Genomic DNA, 19,325 nt, shown 5'->3' on the forward strand with positions numbered 1-19,325 from the left:
GCCATTCGCCACGGGAGCTTCCAGCATGTCCACGCCAGCCTCCAACGATACGATCCTCGCGCTCGAGAACGTCAGCAAGTTCTTCGGCAAGGTGATCGCGCTGTCCGACATCACGCTGCGTCTGAAACGCGGCGAAGTGCACTGCCTGCTCGGCGACAACGGCGCCGGCAAATCGACGCTGATCAAGACCCTCGCGGGCGTTCACCAGCCGTCGCAAGGCCAGTATCTCGTCGACGGCAAGCCCGTCGCGTTCGAATCGCCGAAGGACGCGCTCGATCTGGGGATCGCGACCGTCTATCAGGATCTCGCGCTCGTGCCGCTGCTGTCGGTCGCGCGCAACTTCTTCATGGGCCGCGAGCCGCAGAAGAAGCTGTTCGGCTTGCTGAACGTGATGGATCTCGACGCGAGCGCCGAGATCGCCCGCGCGAAGCTCGCCGAAATGGGCATCCACGTGCGCGATCCGCATCAGCCGATCGGCACGATGTCCGGCGGCGAGCGGCAATGTCTCGCGATCGCGCGCGCGATCCATTTCGGCGCGCGCGTGCTGATTCTCGACGAGCCGACCGCCGCGCTCGGTGTCAAGCAGAGCTTCAACGTGCTGAAGCTGATCCACACCGCGCGCGCGAAAGGCATCTCGGTGATCTTCATCACGCACAACGTCCATCATGCGTACCCGATCGGCGATTCGTTCACGCTGCTCAACCGCGGCCGCTCGCTCGGCACGTTCACGAAGGAAACGGTCAGCAAGGACGAGGTGCTCGACATGATGGCGGGCGGCGCCGAAATGCAGAAGATGATCGCCGAACTCGACGGCGCGACCATTTGACATTCAGGACTCGAGATGACTTCCCCTACCCTTTCCTTTGCGCCCGAGCGGCCGCTCGACGTGATTTGCATCGGCCGCGTCGCGGTCGATCTCTATGCGCAGCAGATCGGCGCGCGGCTCGAGGACGCGACGAGCTTTGCCAAATATCTCGGCGGCTCGTCGGGCAATATCGCGTTCGGCTGCGCGCGGCTCGGTCTCAAATCGGCGATGCTCTCGCGCGTCGGCCACGACCACATGGGCCGCTTTCTCGTGGAGACGCTCGCGCAAGAAGGCTGCGACGTAAGCCATCTGCACGCCGACCCCGAGCGGCTCACCGCGCTCGTGCTGCTCGGCCTGAAGGATCGCGACACGTTTCCGCTGATTTTCATGCGCGAGAACTGCGCGGATATGGCGTTCGACGAAAACGATTTCGACGAGGCGTTCATCGCGTCGTCGAAGGCGCTGCTCGTCACCGGCACGCATTTCTCCACCGAGCAGGTGAACCGCGCGAGCCGCCGCGCGCTCGACTACGCGCGCCGCAACCAAGTGAGCACGGTGCTCGACATCGACTATCGCCCGGTACTGTGGGGGCTGACCGGCAAGGCCGACGGCGAAACGCGCTTCATCGCGAACGAAGGGGTGAGCGCGCATTTGCAGCGGATTTTGCCGCTGTTCGATCTCGTGATCGGCACCGAGGAGGAATTCAGGATCGCAGGCGGCAAGGATACGCTCGTCGACGCACTGGCGATGGTGCGCACGGTGACGAGCGCCACGCTCGTCGTCAAGCGCGGGCCGCTGGGCTGCTCGATCGTCGACGGCGACGCGCCCGCGAGCCTCGATGCGCTGCCGATCATCGGCGGCGTCGAAGTCGACGTGCTGAACGTGCTCGGCGCAGGCGACGCGTTCGCGTCCGGTTTCCTGTCGCGCTGGCTGCGCGGCGCGCCGCTCGACGAAGCAGCGCGCACCGCGAACCTGTGCGGCGCGCTCGTGGTGTCGCGCCACGGCTGCTCGCCCGCGATGCCCACGCCCGCCGAACTCGCGTATTTCGCCGACGAGGCGCAGCGCGACCCCGTGCGGATGCGCCGGCCCGATCTCGATGCGACGCTCGCACGGCTGCACCGCGTGACGCCCGCGCGCGTGCCGCGCGACGAAGTGCTCGGCTTCGCGTTCGATCATCGTCCGCAATTTTTCGAACTTGCGCGCCAGACGGGCGCGCCGCTTGCGCGGATCGCCACGCTCAAGCGGCTGTTCGTCGAGGCGGTCGCGCAGACGGAAGCCCAGCTCGGCCTGCAAGGCAGGATCGGCGTGCTGATCGACGACCGCTACGGCCAGGACGCGCTGAACGATGCCACCGGGCGCGGCTGGTGGATCGGCCGGCCGGTCGAACTGCCCGGCTCGCTGCCGCTCGAATTCGATCACGGCCGCTCGGTCGGCACGACGCTCGTCTCTTGGCCGCGCGAGCATGTCGCGAAGTGCCTCGTTCAACTTCACCCGGACGAGCCTGCCGAGCAGCGCATCGAGCAGGAAACGCAATTGCGCGCGCTGTACGACGCGGTGCAGGCGAGCGGCCACGAGCTGCTGCTCGAAGTGATTCCGCCGCGCCGCGCCGATCTGCCGCACACGGCCGAAACCGTTTATCGCGCGATCAAGCGGCTGTACAACATCGGCCTCTACCCGGAATGGTGGAAACTCGCACCGCTCGATGCCGTGCAATGGCAGGCGGTTGACGCGCTGATCGCCGAGCGCGATCCGTCGTGCCGCGGCGTCGTGCTGCTCGGGCTGTCCGCGAGCGTCGAGGAACTGGTCGACGGCTTCAACGCGGCGGCCGCATCGGCAACCTGCCGCGGCTTCACGGTCGGCCGCACGATCTTTCACGAGCCGAGCCGCGCATGGCTCGCAGGCGAGATCGACGACGGCGCGCTGATCGCGCAGGTGCGGCGCACGTTCGAAACGCTGATCGACGCGTGGCGCACGGCGCGCGCCGCGCACGCGCGGCACGGCGGCCAGCTTGACGCGGTGCGGCGCGTCGCATGAGCGCAACGGATCACGCGATGAATCCCACGATCACGAACGATGAGATCTTATGAGGCAATCACATGAGCCGCTCCTTGGATGAAACCGCGGCGGGCGCCGCGGGCACGCTGCGGCTGAGCACCGCGCAAGCGCTCGTGCGCTACCTGGCCGCGCAGCGGGTGGCCGCCGGCCGCGCCGGCAACGACGGCGGCCACCCCGGCGGCGCCACCGAAGCGCTGTTCGGCGGCGTGTTCGCGATCTTCGGGCACGGCAACGTCGCGGGTCTCGGCGAGGCGCTGTATCAGTACCGCGACGTGCTGCCCACCTATCGCGCGCACAACGAGCAGGCCATGGCGCACAGCGCGATCGCCTATGCGAAGGCGCACATGCGCCGCCGGATGATGGCCGTCACGACGTCGATCGGCCCCGGCGCGACGAATCTCGTCACCGCCGCCGCGCTCGCGCACGTGAACCGGCTGCCGGTTCTGCTGCTGCCCGGCGACGTTTTCGTCTCGCGCGCGCCGGACCCGGTGTTGCAGCAAATCGAGGATTTTCACGACGGCGGCATTTCGGCGAACGATGCATTCAAGGCCGTGTCGCGCTATTTCGACCGGATCGTGCATCCGGCGCAGTTGCTCACCGCGCTGCCGCGCGCGCTTCGCGTGCTGACCGACGCCGCGCTCTGCGGGCCCGTCACGCTCGCGCTGCCGCAGGACGTGCAGGCGATGGCATACGATTATCCGGCCGCGTTCTTCGAGCCGCGCGTCGTATCGTTCCATGCAAGCGCGCCGAGCGACGACGAACTCGACGCGGCGCTCGCGACGCTGCGCGCGGCCAAACGCCCGCTGATCGTCGCGGGCGGCGGCGTGCTGTACAGCGAAGGCGGCGTGCAGGCGCTGCGCGCGTTCGCCGAGCGCCACGGCGTGCCGGTAGGCGAAACGCAGGCGGGCAAGAGCGCGCTGCCGTGGGATCATCCACTCAACGCGGGTGCGATCGGCGTGACGGGCTCGCCCGCGGCGAACGCGCTCGCCGCCGAAGCCGACTGCGTGATCTCGCTCGGCACGCGCCTGCAGGATTTCACGACCGGCTCGAACACGTTGTTCCAGCAAGCCAGCGTGGTCGGCATCAACGCAAACGCATTCGATGCGCTGAAATACCGCGCATCGACCGTGCAGGCCGACGCGCGGCTCGCGCTCGATGCGCTCGGCAAGCAGCTCGAAGGCTGGCGCGCGCAACCCGCATGGACCGCACGCGCGCAAACGCTCGCCGGCCAATGGCGCGACACCGTCGCCACGCTCACGCACACGCCGCCACGCGCGGACGTGCTGCCCTACGACGCCGACGTGATCGGCGCCGTGCAACGCTCGGCCGCCGATTCGCCGGCGCGCGACATCGCCGTGTGCGCGGCCGGCACCCTGCCCGCCGAGCTGCACAAGCTGTGGCGCGCGGCCGTGCCGGGCGGCTATCACGTCGAGTACGGCTACTCGTGCATGGGTTACGAGATCGCGGGCGGCCTCGGCGTGAAGCTCGCGAAACCCGAGCGCGAAGTAATCGTGATGGTGGGTGACGGCAGCTATCTGATGCTCAACAGCGAGATCGCGACATCGGTGATGCTCGCAGCGAAGCTGATCATCGTCGTGCTCGACAACCGCGGCTACGGCTGCATCAACCGGCTTCAGCAGGCGTGCGGCGGCGCGCCGTTCAACAATCTGCTCGCCGATTGCGTGCAGGGCCCGCTCGGCGCGCCGCCGATCGATTTCGCCGCGCATGCGCGCGCGCTCGGCGCGCAGGCGGAGCATGTCGCCGACCTCGCCGGGCTCGAGGCGGCGCTCGCTCGCGCGCGCGCATCCGATAGAACCTACGTGATCAGCATCGACACCGACCCCGCCCGCACGACCGAGGAAGGCGGCTGGTGGTGGGAAGTCGCGGTGCCCGAAGTCTCGCCGCGCGAAGCGGTGCGCGCCGCGCGCGCCCGTTACGACCGGCAGGTCGCGATGCGCGACGGCGCCGGCCACGGCATCGACACCGGTGGCGCTGCGCCATCCAACGCTCCCTCTTCTGCGGATTCATCGACATGAACCCAACCCACATTCGCATCGGCATCAACCCGCTATCGTGGATGAACGACGATCTGCCGTCGCTCGGCGGCGAGACGCCGCTGGGCGTCGCGCTGACCGAAGGCCGCGAGATCGGCTACGAAGGCTTCGAGCTGGGCAACAAGTTCCCGCGCGAGCCGCAGGCGCTGAAAACCCTGCTCGCGCAATATGATCTGTCACTCGTGTCCGGCTGGTATTCGGGGCGCCTTGCCGAGCGCGGCGTGCAGGAGGAGATCGATGCGGTCGGCCCGCATCTCGAACTGCTCGCGAAAAACGGCGCGGCCGTGATGGTGTATGGCGAAGTCGCCGGCTCGATTCAGGGAGCGCCCGTGCCGCTGTACCAGCGCCCGCGCTTCGTCACCGATGCGCAGTGGGACGCTTATGCGGCGCGTGTCGACGCATTCGCGCGCTACACGCAGAGCCAGGGCGTGAAGCTCGCGTATCACCATCACATGGGCGCATACGTCGAATCGCCCGCGGACGTCGACCGGCTGATGGCAAGCACGAGCGACGCGGTCGGGCTGCTGTTCGATGCGGGCCACATGGCGTTCGGCGGCGGCGATCCGGTGGCGGAGCTGGCCAAGCACATCGGCCGCGTATGCCACGTGCATTGCAAGGACGTGCGCCCCGCCGTGATCCGGCTCGCGCGCAACCGCAACTGGAGCTTTCTCGACGCAGTCATCGCCGGCGCGTTCACGGTGCCGGGCGACGGCGCGATCGATTTCCCGGCGCTGATCGCGATGCTCAAGCAACACGGCTATCGCGGCTGGCTCGTCGTCGAGGCCGAGCAGGATCCGGCGGTCGCGCCGAGCTATGCGTATGCGCAAAAAGGCTACCGCGCGCTACGCGCGCTCGTCGGCGCGCCGTTGCCGCCCGCCGCCCGTCAGGAGGCCGCGTAATGAGCCTGCTCGTCAAAGGCGCGAATGAAGGCACGTCGATCGCGTGCGTCACGCCGCAGTCCGCGAACTGGAAACACGTCGGCTTTGCCGCGTATCGTCTGAAGGCTGGCGAAAGCATCACGCTCGCGCAGACCGAGCGCGAAATGTGCATCGTCGTGCTCACGGGCACCGTCGACATCGACGCGCAAGACGGCACGCATTGGCACGACCTCGGCTCGCGCGACAGCGTGTTCGACGGCGTCGCGCCGTATGCGCTCTATGTGCCGCCGAAGCTCGGCGTGAGCGTGCGCGCGTCGCGCGACGCCGAACTCGGCGTCGCGAGCGCGCCCGCTGCGGGGCGCTATCCGGCGCGGCTCATCAAGCCGTCGCAGATGCAGCGCTCGGTGCGCGGCAGCGGCGCGAACACACGCTACGTCTGCGACATCCTGCCGCAAACCGAACCGGCCGAATCGCTGCTCGTGGTCGAGGTGCGCACGCCGTCCGGACATTCGTCGAGCTATCCGCCGCACAAGCACGACACCGACAACGTGCCGCACGAAAGCTCGCTCGAGGAGACCTACTATCATCGCGTGCATCCGCCGCAAGGCTTCGTATTTCAGCGCGTCTACACCGATGCGCGCGATATCGACGAATCGATGGCCGTGAGCGATCACGACGTCGTGCTCGTGCCGCGCGGTTACCATCCGGTCGTCGTGCCGTATGGCTACGAGTCCTACTATCTGAACGTGATGGCCGGGCCAACGCGCGTCTGGCATTTCAAGAACGATCCGGCGCATGAGTGGATGTTGAACGGACGATGAAGGCCGGGCGGCGGCGCCGATGTTCGCTGCGCCGCGGCCGGCGGCCGGCAGCTCCGCGCACGCCATCCGCGCCGGCCAACCTCGATCAGGCCGCCGATGCCGTTGCGCTGCCCGTGCGGAAAATTCGCCGGCGGCTCTGGCGCCGGCACGCTCCCGCTCAGTTCGCCGGCAAGACGAGCCGCGCAAGCGCCGTGCGCAACGCATCGGGCAGCGGCGCGGGCCGCCGCGTGCGCCGGTCGACGTACACATGGACGAAATGCCCTTGCGCCGCCGCCGATTCGCCGCCTTGCGCAAACAAGCCGATTTCGTAACGCACGCTCGACGCACCGCACTTCGTGACGCGCAGCCCCGCGTCGACGTGCTGCGGAAACGCGAGCGGCATGAAGTAATTGCACTGCGTCTCGACGACGAGGCCGATCGTCTCGCCGCGCTCGATGTCGAGCACGCCCGCGCGAATCAGATATTCGTTGACGACCGTGTCGAAGTAGCTGTAGTAGACGACGTTGTTCACGTGCCCATAGACATCGTTGTCCATCCAGCGGGTCGGAATCGTCAGGAAGTGGCAATAAGCGCTGCGCGGCAGTGCAACGGGTTTGGCGGCGGACATAAGTCAGGCGGATCGAAGTAGAAAGAGGTCAAAAAGGTGGGAGGCGGCGCGACAGGCTCGGCACGGCGTGCCGCACACGAGCCGGCATGCATCGGCTCCATCATAGCGATTCGACGAGCATGCGCCGGTAATCGTCCGCCGTCGCGATGCGCGGATTCGTCCTATGGCAATGATCGGCGAGCGCGCCGTCGATCACGCGATCGAACACGCTGGCGTCGACGCCCATCTGCGCGAGGCCCGTCGGCAAACCCAGGCGCGCGCTCATGTCGTGCAGCGCCTGCGGCAAGTCCGCGCGCTCCGGCAGGTTCATCGCGCGGCGCATCCGCGCATAGCGACGTTCGGCAACAACGCTCGGCGCGCTTTCGTTGAAGCGCAGCACCGCGGGCAACACGACGGCGTTCAGCGTGCCGTGATGCAGCGACGTCTTGCCGTCCACCTTCACGCCACCGAGCGGGTGCGACAGCGAGTGCACGCAGCCGAGCCCCTTTTGAAACGCCAGCGCGCCTTGCAGCGACGCACTCATCATCGCAAGACGCGCCGCGCGGTCGCCGCCGTCGCGCGTCGCGCGCTCGATATGCGCCCACGCGCGCTCGAGGCCGTCGAGCGCGATGCCGTCGGCCGGGGGGTTGTACGCGGGCGCGAGAAACGTCTCGATGCAGTGCGCGATCGCGTCCATCCCGGTGGCGGCCGTCAGCCCCGGCGGCAGGCCGAGCGTCAGCGACGGATCGCAAATGGCGGCCTTCGGCAGCAGATGCCACGAATGAAAGCCGAGCTTGCGGCCGTCGGCGAGAATCAGGATCGCGCCGCGCGCGACCTCGCTGCCCGTGCCCGATGTAGTCGGCACCGCGATCAGCGGCGCGGCGGCGCCGGTGATTTGGTCGCTGCCGCCTTCGATCGTCGCGTATTGCGCAAGCGGCGCCAGGTGTGTCGCCGCGATCGCGACGCCCTTCGCAAGATCGATCGACGAACCGCCGCCGATCGCGACGAGCCCATCGCAGCGCTCGCCGCGATAACGCTGCGCGGCGGCAAGCACGGCCGCTTCGGTCGGATTCGACGGCGTGTCGTCGAACACCGGCAGCGCACCGAGCCCCAGCGCGTCGAGCACGCGCGCGACGAGCCCCGCCGCCGCGACACCCCGGTCAGTCACGACGAGCGGACGCGCGATGCCGCTCCTCGCACATTCGGCCTTCAGCATCGCGAGCGCGTCGTCGCCGAGATGGATATGCGTCAGGTAGTAGATATAGGCCAACGGTCGTCTCCTTCGATCCTCGTGTTGCGCTTCGGCGGCGCAACGGCTTGCACGGCGCGCAGCCGCAGTGCCGGCTGTCGAGCGCGCCTATGCCAACGGGTCCGCTGGACAGATGCATGCCGTCCGGGCGAACATGCGACGCTTGGCGCGCTGCGAACGAGCATACGGCAATTCCGGCCGGCGCGCGCCTGCGTGGCCGCCTTGCACCGCTCCGGCGTGCCGGCAACGGCTGTCGCCGGCACGCCGGAGCGGCGCCCTATTCTGACGAGGAACCTTCTATCATGGCAGACCCCCAACTCATCACCACCGCCGTCGAGCTGCCCGGCTACCGGATCGAACGCTCGCTCGGCATCGCGCGCGGGATCGTCGTGCGTTCGCGGTCGATCGTCGGCACCTTCGGCGCGTCGATTCAAACCCTGTTCGGCGGCAACATCTCGCTTTATACGTCGCTGTGCGAACGCGCGCGGCAGGACGCTTACGAGCGGATGATCGAGCAGGCGCGGCAGATGGGCGGCAACGGCATCATCGGGATGCGTTACGACACGACCGACATCGCGTCGGGCGTGACCGAAGTGCTGTGCTACGGAACGGCGGTACAGGCGGTGCGCGCCGGTTGACGGTGGCCGTCGAAAGATAACGGCGCTCGCTCGACAGGGGCCGATCGAGACGCCCGAACGCAGGCGGGGATCAGCGCCGACCGGAAACGGTCGAAGCAGCCCGGGCAAGCCGGCAAGCGCAAGCCGTTGAACGGCTGCCAGGTTTAAATTCAGCGCACCGCCCCCGGACATACCGCCGGCACCGCGGCTCAACCGCCGGGCGAATCGACGAACTCCACGGCAAGGCCGCGGGCGCGCATCCAGTCGGCCAGCGCGTGGCCCGTGCCCGCGCGCCACGGACGCAGATCCGGCGGATCGACGAGACGATATTCGAGCAGCTCCGGCGACAGCCGGATTTCGCCGCACGCGCGCACGTGGTACGCGATGATCAGTTCGTTCTTGCGGATGAACTCGTAGACGCCGACGAGCGCGACCGATTCCGCGAGCAGCGACGTCTCCTCCCGCACCTCGCGGGCAATGCCGTCCTCGGGCGTCTCGCCACGCTCGAGAAAGCCGGTGATCAACGCGAACCATCCTTCCGGCCATGCGGCGTTGCGCGCGAGCAGGATCTTGCCTTCATACTCGACGATCGCAGCCACGACAGGCACCGGGTTGTTCCAGTGCACATAGCCGCACGCGGCGTCGGGACAGGACACGCGCATGCGGTCGCCGTCGCCTGCGGAAACGGCACGCTCGACGAGCGGACGCGCGCATTGCGGACAGAAACGAAAGTCGGCAGTTGTCATCGAACAGGTAGGGCGCGGCCAGGAAAGGAGCGGACAAAGCGTCGCGCACGGCCCTGGCGCGGTGCACGCGCCGCGCCGCCGTTGCGCTTGGCCCCGCGGCGGCGGGCCGCCCGGAATCGCAAGACTTCACATTGTAGCGAGCTATTGCCCGGTGCACCGCACCACCGCACGCAGACACTCACGCACGCCACACTCGCGGCGTGCGTCAAACCTCGGCGGGTAAAACGCACGCGGCCGCCGTGCCCCGCGCCCGGGCGCCGACGCGGCCGCGCAGCCCGACGCGCGCGTCATCCAACGGCGGCGCGTCGCACGCCGCCGATCGGGCTGTATTCCGCGCGCGCTCAGCCGCTCTTGCGCGCAAACGCAAGAATCGCCCGCAGTTCGTCCATTGAAAAACGTCCGTCCAATTGAATCTGGCCATTGGACCAATCCGGACAATCGCGAAATCCGTTCCAGACGATCCAACCGCCGGAACCTCGTAATATCGTCCGAGCCGTCTGCTCGTCCATCGGCCGCTCGGCCTGCTTGGAAATCTGTTCAGTTGCGTCGCTCATTGCCACACCTCATCCCTTCCACTTCGCTTCATGCCTGCGGCAACGCCGCAGGCCGTCCGTGCCGCACGATCATCGACCTGCATCGAGCGCGACCGCCGCACACGTCGCGCCCAACGCTTTTCACCGCTTCTGCGGCGAAAGGTGCCAACCGTCGAATACGTATTCGTCATACGAGAATCTCGTCCGCCGCTGCGCCGCGTCATTGCATCGTTCCGGCGAAACGGCACCGGCGCGCGCGGATGCGGCGGCGGGACCGGTTTGCTCCATTCGCGCCGAACCGGCTGCGCTTTGCCGATAGATTGAACGTTCCGATCCGATTTGACCGTTGCCTAGCCAACCCTTTCGCTGCGCAGCTCGACACCTTCGCCTCGGGAACAACCCTCGGGGCGCGCCGCGGGCGGCGTGCGTCCGCATCGGGGGCATGACATAGCGGCAGATCGCGCCGCCGATGCACGGCGTGCGACACCGCTGAGCCAGGTGTCGCTCTGTGCGATGGCATACGCTTTCCACACTCATTTTTTCGACCGATAGCGCTATGGCTAACGATCGACGTGGCGTGGCGGGCGCGGCTCACTCAATCGAACTGCGCAAGCGCCTTCTTCACGTCCTTTCGTCAACCCGTGCGGACACGCTCGCACGCCGCCACAGCGCGTGCGCCCGGCCGGCATCGCCGCGTTGTCGCTCCAGCATGGCGCAACAGCGCAACGCATCCGGACGATCACGCCGCTTCACGGGCGCGGCGCGTAATGCGCGCGCCGCATCGTCGATGCCGGCTCGCGCCGGTGGACAACCCCGACCGTCTGTGCTGAGATTGCCGGACCTCGGCTTGGGAGAACCTGCATGGAACGCCCCGATTTCATTCGGCACTGGAGCGAACTCGAAAATCCGGACCAAAGCCATTACCCTGGCGACTCGGAGCTGATGTCGATCGGAGCGCCGCTTGCGCGCAAGCTGGGGCTGACGCGAATCGGGATTCATCACGAACGTCTGCTTCCCGGGCGGCGCACGTCGTATCCGCATGCGGAAAGCGCGGAGGAGGAATTCGTCTATGTGCTGCAAGGCACGCCGGACGTATGGATCGACGGCCACCTGCATCGGCTCGCGCCCGGCGATTCGGTGGCGTTTCCCGCCGGCACCGGAATCTGCCACACATTCCTGAACAACACGCGGCAGGAAGTGCATCTGCTCACGATCGGCGAAACCCCAAAGCCGGAAAACCGCATTCGCTACCCGATGAACGAAGCTCACGAGGCGACACGTGCGGACCGGTGGAGCGACTGGCCGTCGCGCCCGCTCGGGCCGCACGACGGCAAGCCGCGCGTCGAATGAGCGCCGCGCGCCGGCGTGCTACGCGCTCGGCGCGGCACTCGCGCTGAAAGCGGACTGATGATCGCGGATGAAATCGTCGATGCTTCGCGCCGGCCGGCCGATGAGCCGTTCGAGCGCGGGCGTGAGCGCCGCGTGGCGGCCGGCTTGCATCGCATGTTCGATCCCGAGCGCGATATCGGCGAGCCAATCCGGCACGCCGCGTTTTGCGTATCCCTGCCGCATCGCCGCCTCGTCGATCGGCACATACTGAATCGGCCGGCCGAGCAGCGCGGAGAATCGCCCGGCCACTTCGGCAAACGTCAGGCTGGCCGGCCCCGTCAAATCATATGAAGCGTTTTGCCGCGCCGAATCGCCGAGCACCGCGTGTGCGGCATCGGCCACGTCGCGCGTGTCGATCATCGCGATGCGAGCGCTCGGCACCAACCCATACCAGCGGCCGGCGCTTGCAATCGATGCCGCCGCAAACAGCAGATTGCTCATGAAATAGGCGGGACGCAGCAGCGTGTGCGCAACACCCGAGGCTGCCAGGTAATCGTCGAGTTCGCAGTGGCGGCGTGCGACTTCATAGCCGCCCTGCTGGCTCGCGCCAAGCACCGACAAGCGAACCACCTGCCCCACCCGCGCATGCGCGGCCGCATCGATCAACGCTTTCTCGAACGCGATTTGCTGCGTGCTGGTGCCAAGCGCGAGAAAGACCGAGCCAACGCCGTCGAACGCGCGTTGCAATAGCTGCACGTCGCCGAAATCGCCGTCGACGATTTCCAAACGATCCGCCGCATCGGGCAGCACGTCGGCAAAAACGGTTTTCGCCTTCGCGGAATTACGGACCAGCGCGCGCACCCTCGCTCCGCTTTCAAGCAGGCGCTTCGCCAGGTGAGACGCCGTGCGTCCGGTCGCTCCGGTAATGAGTATCGTCATTGTGTGGTCCTTGGTGGCCATATCGTGACCATGTAATCGAACATCGGCCCCGCCACATGCCGCACGTCAGCGAGACCACATCATCGATGTAACACTTGCATTCAGTATTTTATATGCATATACACATTAAGTGCCGGAGGCCGACGCCATCGAATTGGCATCCGAATCATCGATGCAAACATTCATAGGGGGCATAAGGTGAAGAAACGAGACTTATTGATAGGACAACAAATCGATGAATTGCAATGGGCGGCCATCAACGGACGAATTTCACGCCGTCAAATGATCAAACAGTTGCTCGCCCTTGGCGTGTCCGCCGCGTCGGCGACATCGATGGCCGTGCACGCCCAGGCTGCGTGGACCAACCAAAGCACGCTGCGCAACGCGCTTCGGGACGAATACGACTACATCATCGTCGGTGCGGGCTCAGCCGGTTGCGTATTGGCCAACCGGCTTTCGGACACGGGCGCGTCGGTGCTGCTGATCGAAGCCGGCACCGACCGCATCAACGAGCCGCAGATCGCGCGAGCAGCGCTCTGGCAGCGCAATCCGATGAGCTATGCGTACTGGAGCCGTCTAACCGTCGCGCAGCCCGCATTCGGCTCGCGCCCTGCGCTCGCCGGCAGCGGCACGATCTGGGGCGGCAGCGGCAGCATCAACGCATTGCTGTGCCTACGTGGCGATCTGCGAGACTACCTGCAATGGCAAGCGCGAGTCGGGCCGGCCTGGAACGTCGCAGCGCTCTATGCCGCGTATTTGCGCACCGAAAACTACATCGCGAGCGATAACCCGCTGCGCGGACACCATGGCCCGCTGACCGTAAGCCGCTTCTCGCAAGACCATCCGCTCACGCCCGCTTACCTCGCGGCCGGCCGCGAACTCGGACTCGCGCAGATCGAACTCAACAGCGGCGGCTCGCTTGACGGCATCGGCGTCAGCGAGCTTCACGTGACGTCTGACGGCTCACGCTCGGGCCCAGCCGAAGGCTATCTCGTGCCGGCCCTGGCGCGCCCGAATCTCACCGTGCTGTCCGAGACCCTCGTCACCCATCTCACGCTTAAAGGCTCGCGTTGCACCGGCGTCACCCTGGCCGCCGGCGGGCAGACGCGCAGTATCGCGGCCAAGCGCGAGGTCGTGCTGAGCGCCGGCGTATTTGAGTCGCCGAAGCTGCTGATGCTGTCCGGCATCGGCAGTGCCGAGCAACTCGCGCCGTTCGGCATTCCGGTGCGCCACGAGCTGAAAGCGGTCGGCCAAAATCTTCAGGATCACTCACTGCTCTATAACATCTTGATGAAAGCGCGCAATCCGGTACCGCAGTTCGACACAATGACGGGCGCGAGCGCGATCGCTTATTTCCGCACCGCGCGGACCCCCGTCACCGAATCGCCGGACATCCAGATCCTGCTGTCGATCAATCCGTTCTTCACGAACGCGGTGCCGCCTACGCAAGGCTTCAGCATCGTGCCGATCTACGTAAAGCCGCGCTCGCGCGGCAGCGTCACGTTGACGAGCACCGATCCTCGGCAGCCGTTGGCGATCGATCCGCGTTATCTGCAACATCCGGTTGAAATGGACGGCATGATCGAAGCGCTCGATCGTGCCATCGACATCGGTAACTCAAGCGCACTGCGGCCATATACGACCGGCTTCGTCACGCCCGGGCCGTTGCGCACCCGCGCGGACAAGCTTGCATTCATCGCGAACAACGGCGGCGCGGGCTTCCATCAAACCGGCACTTGCGTGGCGGGAACCCACCCGGCGCGCAGCGTCGTCGATCCGCATTTCCGGGTCTGGGGCATCGACGGCCTGCGCATCGTCGATGGCTCCGTGATTCCTTACCTGCCGTGCGTCAACATCAACGCGCCGATCCTTTCGCTCGCCGAACTGGCCGCGCATTTCATCGCCCGCGACGCGCTCGCGGCAGCCTGACGATACGACAGCGGGCGGCGCTTTCGCGCCGCCCGCTCTGCTCAATCACTTGGCGTCTTCCACCTGCGGCCGGCGCGACGCGCCGAGCCGCGTCAAGTGGTGGCTACTTCGCCTGCGCGACGTCGACCCGCTGCTCGGCCGCGACGAGCCGATCAAGCATCGCCCGCGCGACGAACGATGGCTGATCGACGACCAGATGCACGATCGGCGCATCGTCGCGCCAATTGTTCTGCTGCGCCTCGGTCACAACTTTGTCTTCCTGGATCGTCGAATAAATCTGCTTGCCCGCCATCTCGGTCAATTCAGCGTTATCGATCAGGAAATCCCGATGCAGGCCGAGAAACGCGTGGCAGCTCTTCTCGGTTTCCGGCGTGAAGATCGTCGTCGTATACAGCCGGAACGCCGGGCCCTGCGCGCCGCCTGGCGGCCGTGCGATGGTCTCGATGCGCACGTTGCCGACCGGCCAGAACACCATCTCCTGGGTACGGTCGATGAACTCGAGCTGCATCAGCTTGTGCAGCAGCGGCGAATTGCGCTCGCCATGCGTCGTGCGTGAGACGCGCACTTCGTGATCGTTGCTCGTGAACACAGGCGGCGTCGTCGCGATCGCATCCGAGCCGATGGTCGACTGATGAACGAACGCGATATGCGACAGATCGAGCAGATTGTCGACGCCGAGCCGATAGTCCGTGCCGATGTGAATGTATTGCACCTGCCCGGCGAACTCCGGCGACGCGCAGATCGAATGATCGGGAATCGCCGCTTCGTCGAGCAGCGCCGGATCGCCCATCCACAGCCAGACGAACCCGTGACGCTCACGCGCCGGATAATGCTTCACGCACGCGCGCGTCGGGATCGTCGCCTGACTCGGGATATGCACGCATTGCCCCGTGCCGTCGAAACGCAGCCCGTGATAACCGCATTCGATTTCGTCGCCCTTCAGCCGGCCCATCGACAACGGCACCTGCCGATGCGCGCAACGGTCGTCGAGCGCCGTCACTTCGCCGTCGCTGCGCCGAAACAGCACGACCGGATCGCCAAGCAACGTCCGCGCGAAAAGCGCGTGCGTGATTTCAGCCGAGAGTGCCGCCACATACCAAGCATTCCTGATGAACATCGCTATCTCCTGGCAACATGAATCGACACCGCCCGCCCGTTGGCCGCAGCAAGTGCCGTTCAGATCGATATCATTTCGAAATCCTCTTTTCCAACGCCACATTCGGGGCAACGCCAATTGTCCGGAATCGCCTCCCAGCGTGTGCCGGGTGCGATGCCGTCCTCCGGCGAACCCGCCTCTTCCGAATAAATCCAGCCGCATACGAGACACATCAACGTTCGCATTTCCACAGTGGGCGTGCTCATGCGATTCGCTCCTCCAGATTCGACATATGCTGTTTCACGAATGCAAAAATCCGCTCGCGCACTTTCGCATCCGACAGGATGCGCCCGTGCCCGCAGCCTGGCATCGGCTCCAGCGTCGCGTGCGCAAGACCGTCCGATACCCGCTGCGCCTCGCAATACGGCACGACAGGATCGTCAGGATCGTGGACGATGAGCACGGGCGAATCGAGCGACCCGCCGCGCGCCGGAATGTCCCAATGGCTGACGGGCACGCCGTTGCGCACGAGCAGCTCGGCGTAGATGCGATCGACGATCGGCCGCGGCAGCGCCATGTCGTTCTGCGCCCAGCGTTCGAGCACACCGGTCAGCGCGGCGGTGGGCGCGATCAGCACGACACAGCGCGGCTGCACGCCGCGCTCCGCGAGTGCCGAAATCGCCGCGATCGAGCCGAGCGAATGCGCAATGACGACGTCCGCGCCGCCGACCGCATCGAGCACCGCACCCGTCGCCCGCGTGAAGCGCGTCATCGTCGTATGCTTGCCCGGCGAAATGCCATGCGCGGGCGCATCGAACGCGACGACCGACAGCCCGAGCGTCTGCATCGGCTTGACAAAGCCCAGCATGCTGCTGCTATCGGTGCCCCAGCCGTGCACGAGCAGCGCGCGCACGGCGCCGCCGGGCCAGCGATAGGCGCGGTCGATGTCCGGATTGCCGGCGATCTGCATCGCGCGCGCGCCAAGGGGCACGCGATCGCTGACCGGCAGCCCGTAACCGCGCGTGAAGCCGAACGCGTCGGCCGCGCGCCGGCCCGCGGTCTTGGGCGCCAACCGGTAAAGCGCGCGGTAGCCGTACTGCGTGATGCGCTCACCGAACGACGGCGCCTTGGCCGATACGCGCGCGATCGGCGAAATGTCGGCGGTATCGGCCGCCGTCATTGCTGCGCTCCCGCAGCCGCCGCGGCCGTCGCTCCCGGCGCCGGCGACACCGGTTCTCGCGACAAGCTCCGGTAATAGCCCGACTCGGGGTCATAGAAGTGGCAATAGCGGATCACATGCCACAGCTCGCCGAAAGAAAAGTCCTTTTCGCGAATCATCCCCGGAAACGCCGCCTTCAGCGCTGCCTGAGCCTTCGGCAGGTTGTAGAACGGCACGATCGGCGCGACGTGGTGCGCGGTGTGCACCGAGATATTGTGCGTGAGAAAGTGCAGCCACTTCGGATAGCGGAAATCCGTCGTGACGAGCAGCCGGCTGGCGTTCGGCGTCCAGTGCTCGGTGGGCAGGAACGGCACGTCGTCCGACGTGTGGTGCATCAGCGTCGTCGCGCTGAACCACGCATGGATCGCGAACCAGGGCGCGACGAAATACAGCAGCAGCCCCGATACGCCGGTCAGCGCGATCAGCACCGGAAAGTAGATCGCCGACGCGATCAGCACGAACGCAAGCGAGCGCTTCACGTCGCGCCGCATCTCGCGCTTCGGATAGAAGCCCGGCCGGAAGCCGGACTCCTTCCAGTAGCTGATCGTGCCCATCCAGAAGAACCACTTGCGCGTGCCCGCATATTCGAGCCGTTTGAGCAGCGACATCCGGTCGTACAGCGGCGCGGGAATCGGCCGCCAATCGGTGTCGAGTTCAAGCCGGTTCGTGTTTGCGTGATGCAGGTTGTGCGTATGCCGCCACGCATGAAACGGATACAGCAGCGGCAGCAACGCGACGTGCCCGACAATCAGGTTGAGCGTGCGCGATCGCGAGAACGAGCCGTGGCCGCAATCGTGCGCGATGCAATGCAGCCCCCACCCGCCCAGGCCCGCGAGGAGCCAAAGCGGAATGTAGAACAGCCAGTGCGGCGCATACGCCACACCAACGATCGCGCCGGCATAAACCGCGTAGCTGACGAGGAATCCGAGCAGCCCGCGGGCGACGCGCGGCTCGTACAGCGATTTGGGAATCGCGTCGGCAAGACGCACGCCTTCGAGCGCCTTCGATTTCTTCAAGAATTCGTCGAAGCTCGGTGGCGGCGCGCTTGGAATGGAATAGGTAGTGGCCATGTGGATCTCCCGTTCACGCCTGCTCAAGGCCCAATTCAGTCGCGAGATAATGCGCGAGGTCGTCGATGCTGCCGTGTTCGAACAGCAACGCCGGCGACAGCCGCTGTTCGACGACCTTCTCCAGATCGCCCGACACCTGCACCGCGACGATCGAGTCGAGACCATACGCATCGAAGCGCTTGGACGTGTCGATCGACGCGCGATCGACCTTCAACTGCTTCGCAAGCCGCTCGACCAGCCAGTTGCGGATCGATGCCTCGGACAGCGTGCCGATATCGGCGGCCGCTGCCTTGTTCCGGCCGAAGAGGCCGCTCAAAATGCCTGCCTGTGCCATGAATCGACTCCTGTAAGTGAGAAATGAACGAATGAAACGAACTTGAATGCCGTCATCGGCGCACGAATGCCTCGGGTTTCTTCGCGAGCCGCTCGATCGCGGCGGGCTCGGGCTTGCGCAATCCATGAACCACGCCGAGCTTGCCAAGCGTCCACAACACCCACGCGCTCAGATCCGGCTCGTACCACTTGACCGAGTGGCGATACGACGCGGGAAACGCATGGTGATTGTTCTGCAGCCCCTCGCCGAACGTGAAGATCGCAACCGGCCAGTTGTTCGCGCTCTGGTCGTCAGTCTTGAACGGACGGCCGCCGAACATGTGGCAGACCGAACCTACGCACCAGGCCGCCTGATTCGCAAGAAAAATCCGGGCAAAGCCGCCGAACAGCAAGCCGTTCCATGCCGCGTGCAGGCTGCCTCCGACGAGCCCGCCGATGACAGCCGGCAACGCAAGGCCGAGCGCGACCCACCACATATACGTGCGGTGGTAGAAAAAGAGCCGCCTGTCGCGCAGTACGTCCGGCGCGAAGAAGGTCCATCCGGACACGTCCGGCGCCAGCATCCACGGCATGTGCGCATACCAGAGCCCGCGCGCCTTCGCGAGGAACCCATTGCCGAGCAGGTTCGGCGAATGCGGATCGCCCTGCTGATCGCTGTACAGGTGATGGCGGCGATGCGTCGTCACCCAGAACATGATCGGCCCCTGCGCGGCCATCGATCCGCAAATCAGCATCAGCCCTTCGAACCAGCGGCCGGTTCGAAATGTCTTGTGCGACAGATAACGATGAAAACCCATCGTGATCCCGCCCATGTGGAGAAAATAGAATGCGGCGAACAACACCAGATCGGTTGCAGCGAAATCGCCAAGCACGAGTTGCCGCAGCGCGAGAACGAAGCCCGCGAATGGCACGAGCATCACCGCGAGCGCGGTCAGCCGCTTGATGCGCGCGCCGGCGCCGATCAACGGCGAGACGCCGGGAATCTGTCCGCCGGCGGCGGACAATCCGCCGCCGGCATTGACGCCGGGTGCTACCTGAATCGACGAAGTCATGAGGGTCTCCAAAT

Annotated in this window: 19 protein-coding genes; 8 read left to right on the forward strand and 11 right to left on the reverse strand. The window is 66.2% G+C overall.

Annotation, left to right across the window (positions count from 1 at the left end; translation table 11 throughout):
- The first annotated feature begins 25 nt into the window (after positions 1-25).
- The 5 genes from WS68_RS07025 to iolB all read left to right on the forward strand — a co-directional run bounded on the left by WS68_RS07025 (position 26) and on the right by iolB (position 6,613).
- Positions 26-826: an ATP-binding cassette domain-containing protein gene (locus WS68_RS07025; RefSeq protein WP_059570110.1), complete on the forward strand. Its 801-nt coding sequence runs from the start codon at positions 26-28 to the stop codon at positions 824-826.
- A 15-nt stretch (positions 827-841) separates the two neighbouring features.
- Entirely contained in the window at positions 842-2,839 is a 1,998-nt protein-coding gene (locus tag WS68_RS07030; protein ID WP_059570111.1) for a bifunctional 5-dehydro-2-deoxygluconokinase/5-dehydro-2-deoxyphosphogluconate aldolase, read from the forward strand.
- A 62-nt stretch (positions 2,840-2,901) separates the two neighbouring features.
- Positions 2,902-4,896 (forward strand): 3D-(3,5/4)-trihydroxycyclohexane-1,2-dione acylhydrolase (decyclizing), encoded by a 1,995-nt coding sequence (gene iolD / locus WS68_RS07035; RefSeq protein ID WP_059570112.1) that lies wholly within the window; start codon positions 2,902-2,904, stop codon positions 4,894-4,896.
- Complete coding sequence (gene iolE / locus WS68_RS07040) at positions 4,893-5,813, forward strand: myo-inosose-2 dehydratase (RefSeq protein WP_059570113.1); 921 nt, start codon at positions 4,893-4,895, stop codon at positions 5,811-5,813. Before iolD ends, iolE begins: the two co-directional genes overlap by 4 nt.
- Positions 5,813-6,613 carry a 5-deoxy-glucuronate isomerase gene (gene iolB / locus WS68_RS07045; RefSeq protein ID WP_059570114.1) on the forward strand — a complete coding sequence of 267 codons (801 nt, stop codon included), beginning with the start codon at positions 5,813-5,815 and terminating at the stop codon, positions 6,611-6,613. Before iolE ends, iolB begins: the two co-directional genes overlap by 1 nt.
- A 157-nt stretch (positions 6,614-6,770) precedes the next feature.
- Here iolB and WS68_RS07050 read toward each other — a convergent pair whose 3' ends face one another.
- Both WS68_RS07050 and WS68_RS07055 read right to left on the reverse strand, forming a co-directional pair.
- Positions 6,771-7,220 (reverse strand): acyl-CoA thioesterase, encoded by a 450-nt coding sequence (locus WS68_RS07050; protein ID WP_059570115.1) that lies wholly within the window; start codon positions 7,218-7,220, stop codon positions 6,771-6,773.
- Between the two features lie 100 nt (positions 7,221-7,320).
- The gene (locus WS68_RS07055; RefSeq protein ID WP_059570116.1) at positions 7,321-8,469 is read right to left on the reverse strand and encodes an iron-containing alcohol dehydrogenase; all 1,149 of its coding nucleotides are present in this window, start codon (positions 8,467-8,469) and stop codon (positions 7,321-7,323) included.
- A gap of 281 nt (positions 8,470-8,750) precedes the next feature.
- Between WS68_RS07055 and WS68_RS07060 the strand changes: the two genes are divergently transcribed.
- Positions 8,751-9,086, forward strand: a complete 336-nt coding sequence (locus WS68_RS07060) for a YbjQ family protein (protein WP_059513624.1) — start codon at positions 8,751-8,753, stop codon at positions 9,084-9,086.
- 188 nt (positions 9,087-9,274) lie between these two features.
- Here WS68_RS07060 and WS68_RS07065 read toward each other — a convergent pair whose 3' ends face one another.
- Both WS68_RS07065 and WS68_RS25785 read right to left on the reverse strand, forming a co-directional pair.
- On the reverse strand, positions 9,275-9,811 hold the full coding sequence (locus WS68_RS07065) for an NUDIX domain-containing protein (RefSeq protein ID WP_059570117.1): 537 nt from the start codon (positions 9,809-9,811) through the stop codon (positions 9,275-9,277).
- Positions 9,812-10,152: 341 nt separating this feature from the next.
- A complete protein-coding gene (locus WS68_RS25785; protein ID WP_231752964.1) occupies positions 10,153-10,365 on the reverse strand; it encodes a hypothetical protein in 213 nt (70 codons plus the stop codon).
- A gap of 840 nt (positions 10,366-11,205) precedes the next feature.
- Here WS68_RS25785 and WS68_RS07070 point away from each other — a divergent pair.
- Positions 11,206-11,694 carry a cupin domain-containing protein gene (locus tag WS68_RS07070; protein ID WP_059570118.1) on the forward strand — a complete coding sequence of 163 codons (489 nt, stop codon included), beginning with the start codon at positions 11,206-11,208 and terminating at the stop codon, positions 11,692-11,694.
- Positions 11,695-11,712: 18 nt separating this feature from the next.
- Here the strand turns inward: WS68_RS07070 and WS68_RS07075 are convergent, their stop codons facing one another.
- The gene (locus WS68_RS07075; RefSeq protein ID WP_197419546.1) at positions 11,713-12,612 is read right to left on the reverse strand and encodes an NmrA family NAD(P)-binding protein; all 900 of its coding nucleotides are present in this window, start codon (positions 12,610-12,612) and stop codon (positions 11,713-11,715) included.
- A gap of 282 nt (positions 12,613-12,894) precedes the next feature.
- Here WS68_RS07075 and WS68_RS07080 point away from each other — a divergent pair, with 282 nt between their 5' ends.
- Positions 12,895-14,541 carry a GMC family oxidoreductase gene (locus tag WS68_RS07080; RefSeq protein ID WP_059570120.1) on the forward strand — a complete coding sequence of 549 codons (1,647 nt, stop codon included), beginning with the start codon at positions 12,895-12,897 and terminating at the stop codon, positions 14,539-14,541.
- Positions 14,542-14,644: 103 nt separating this feature from the next.
- On the opposite strand, the gene WS68_RS07085 is transcribed toward WS68_RS07080, so the two are convergent.
- Genes WS68_RS07085 through WS68_RS07110 form a run of 6 tightly spaced genes read right to left on the reverse strand, consistent with a single transcriptional unit; the run spans position 14,645 to position 19,311 of the window.
- Entirely contained in the window at positions 14,645-15,658 is a 1,014-nt protein-coding gene (locus tag WS68_RS07085) for an aromatic ring-hydroxylating dioxygenase subunit alpha (protein WP_059570121.1), read from the reverse strand.
- 59 nt (positions 15,659-15,717) lie between these two features.
- Entirely contained in the window at positions 15,718-15,903 is a 186-nt protein-coding gene (locus WS68_RS07090) for a rubredoxin (RefSeq protein ID WP_082709858.1), read from the reverse strand.
- On the reverse strand, positions 15,900-16,817 hold the full coding sequence (locus WS68_RS07095; RefSeq protein WP_059570122.1) for an alpha/beta fold hydrolase: 918 nt from the start codon (positions 16,815-16,817) through the stop codon (positions 15,900-15,902). The genes WS68_RS07090 and WS68_RS07095 overlap by 4 nt, the downstream gene beginning before the upstream one ends.
- Positions 16,814-17,926, reverse strand: a complete 1,113-nt coding sequence (locus tag WS68_RS07100) for a fatty acid desaturase (protein WP_059570123.1) — start codon at positions 17,924-17,926, stop codon at positions 16,814-16,816. The genes WS68_RS07095 and WS68_RS07100 overlap by 4 nt, the downstream gene beginning before the upstream one ends.
- Before the next feature lie 13 nt (positions 17,927-17,939).
- On the reverse strand, positions 17,940-18,260 hold the full coding sequence (locus WS68_RS07105; protein WP_059570124.1) for an acyl carrier protein: 321 nt from the start codon (positions 18,258-18,260) through the stop codon (positions 17,940-17,942).
- A gap of 52 nt (positions 18,261-18,312) precedes the next feature.
- Positions 18,313-19,311 carry an acyl-CoA desaturase gene (locus tag WS68_RS07110; RefSeq protein WP_059570125.1) on the reverse strand — a complete coding sequence of 333 codons (999 nt, stop codon included), beginning with the start codon at positions 19,309-19,311 and terminating at the stop codon, positions 18,313-18,315.
- Positions 19,312-19,325 lie beyond the last annotated feature (14 nt).

Origin of the sequence: Burkholderia sp. TSV86, from assembly GCF_001522865.1 — a bacterium.
GTDB lineage: Bacteria > Pseudomonadota > Gammaproteobacteria > Burkholderiales > Burkholderiaceae > Burkholderia.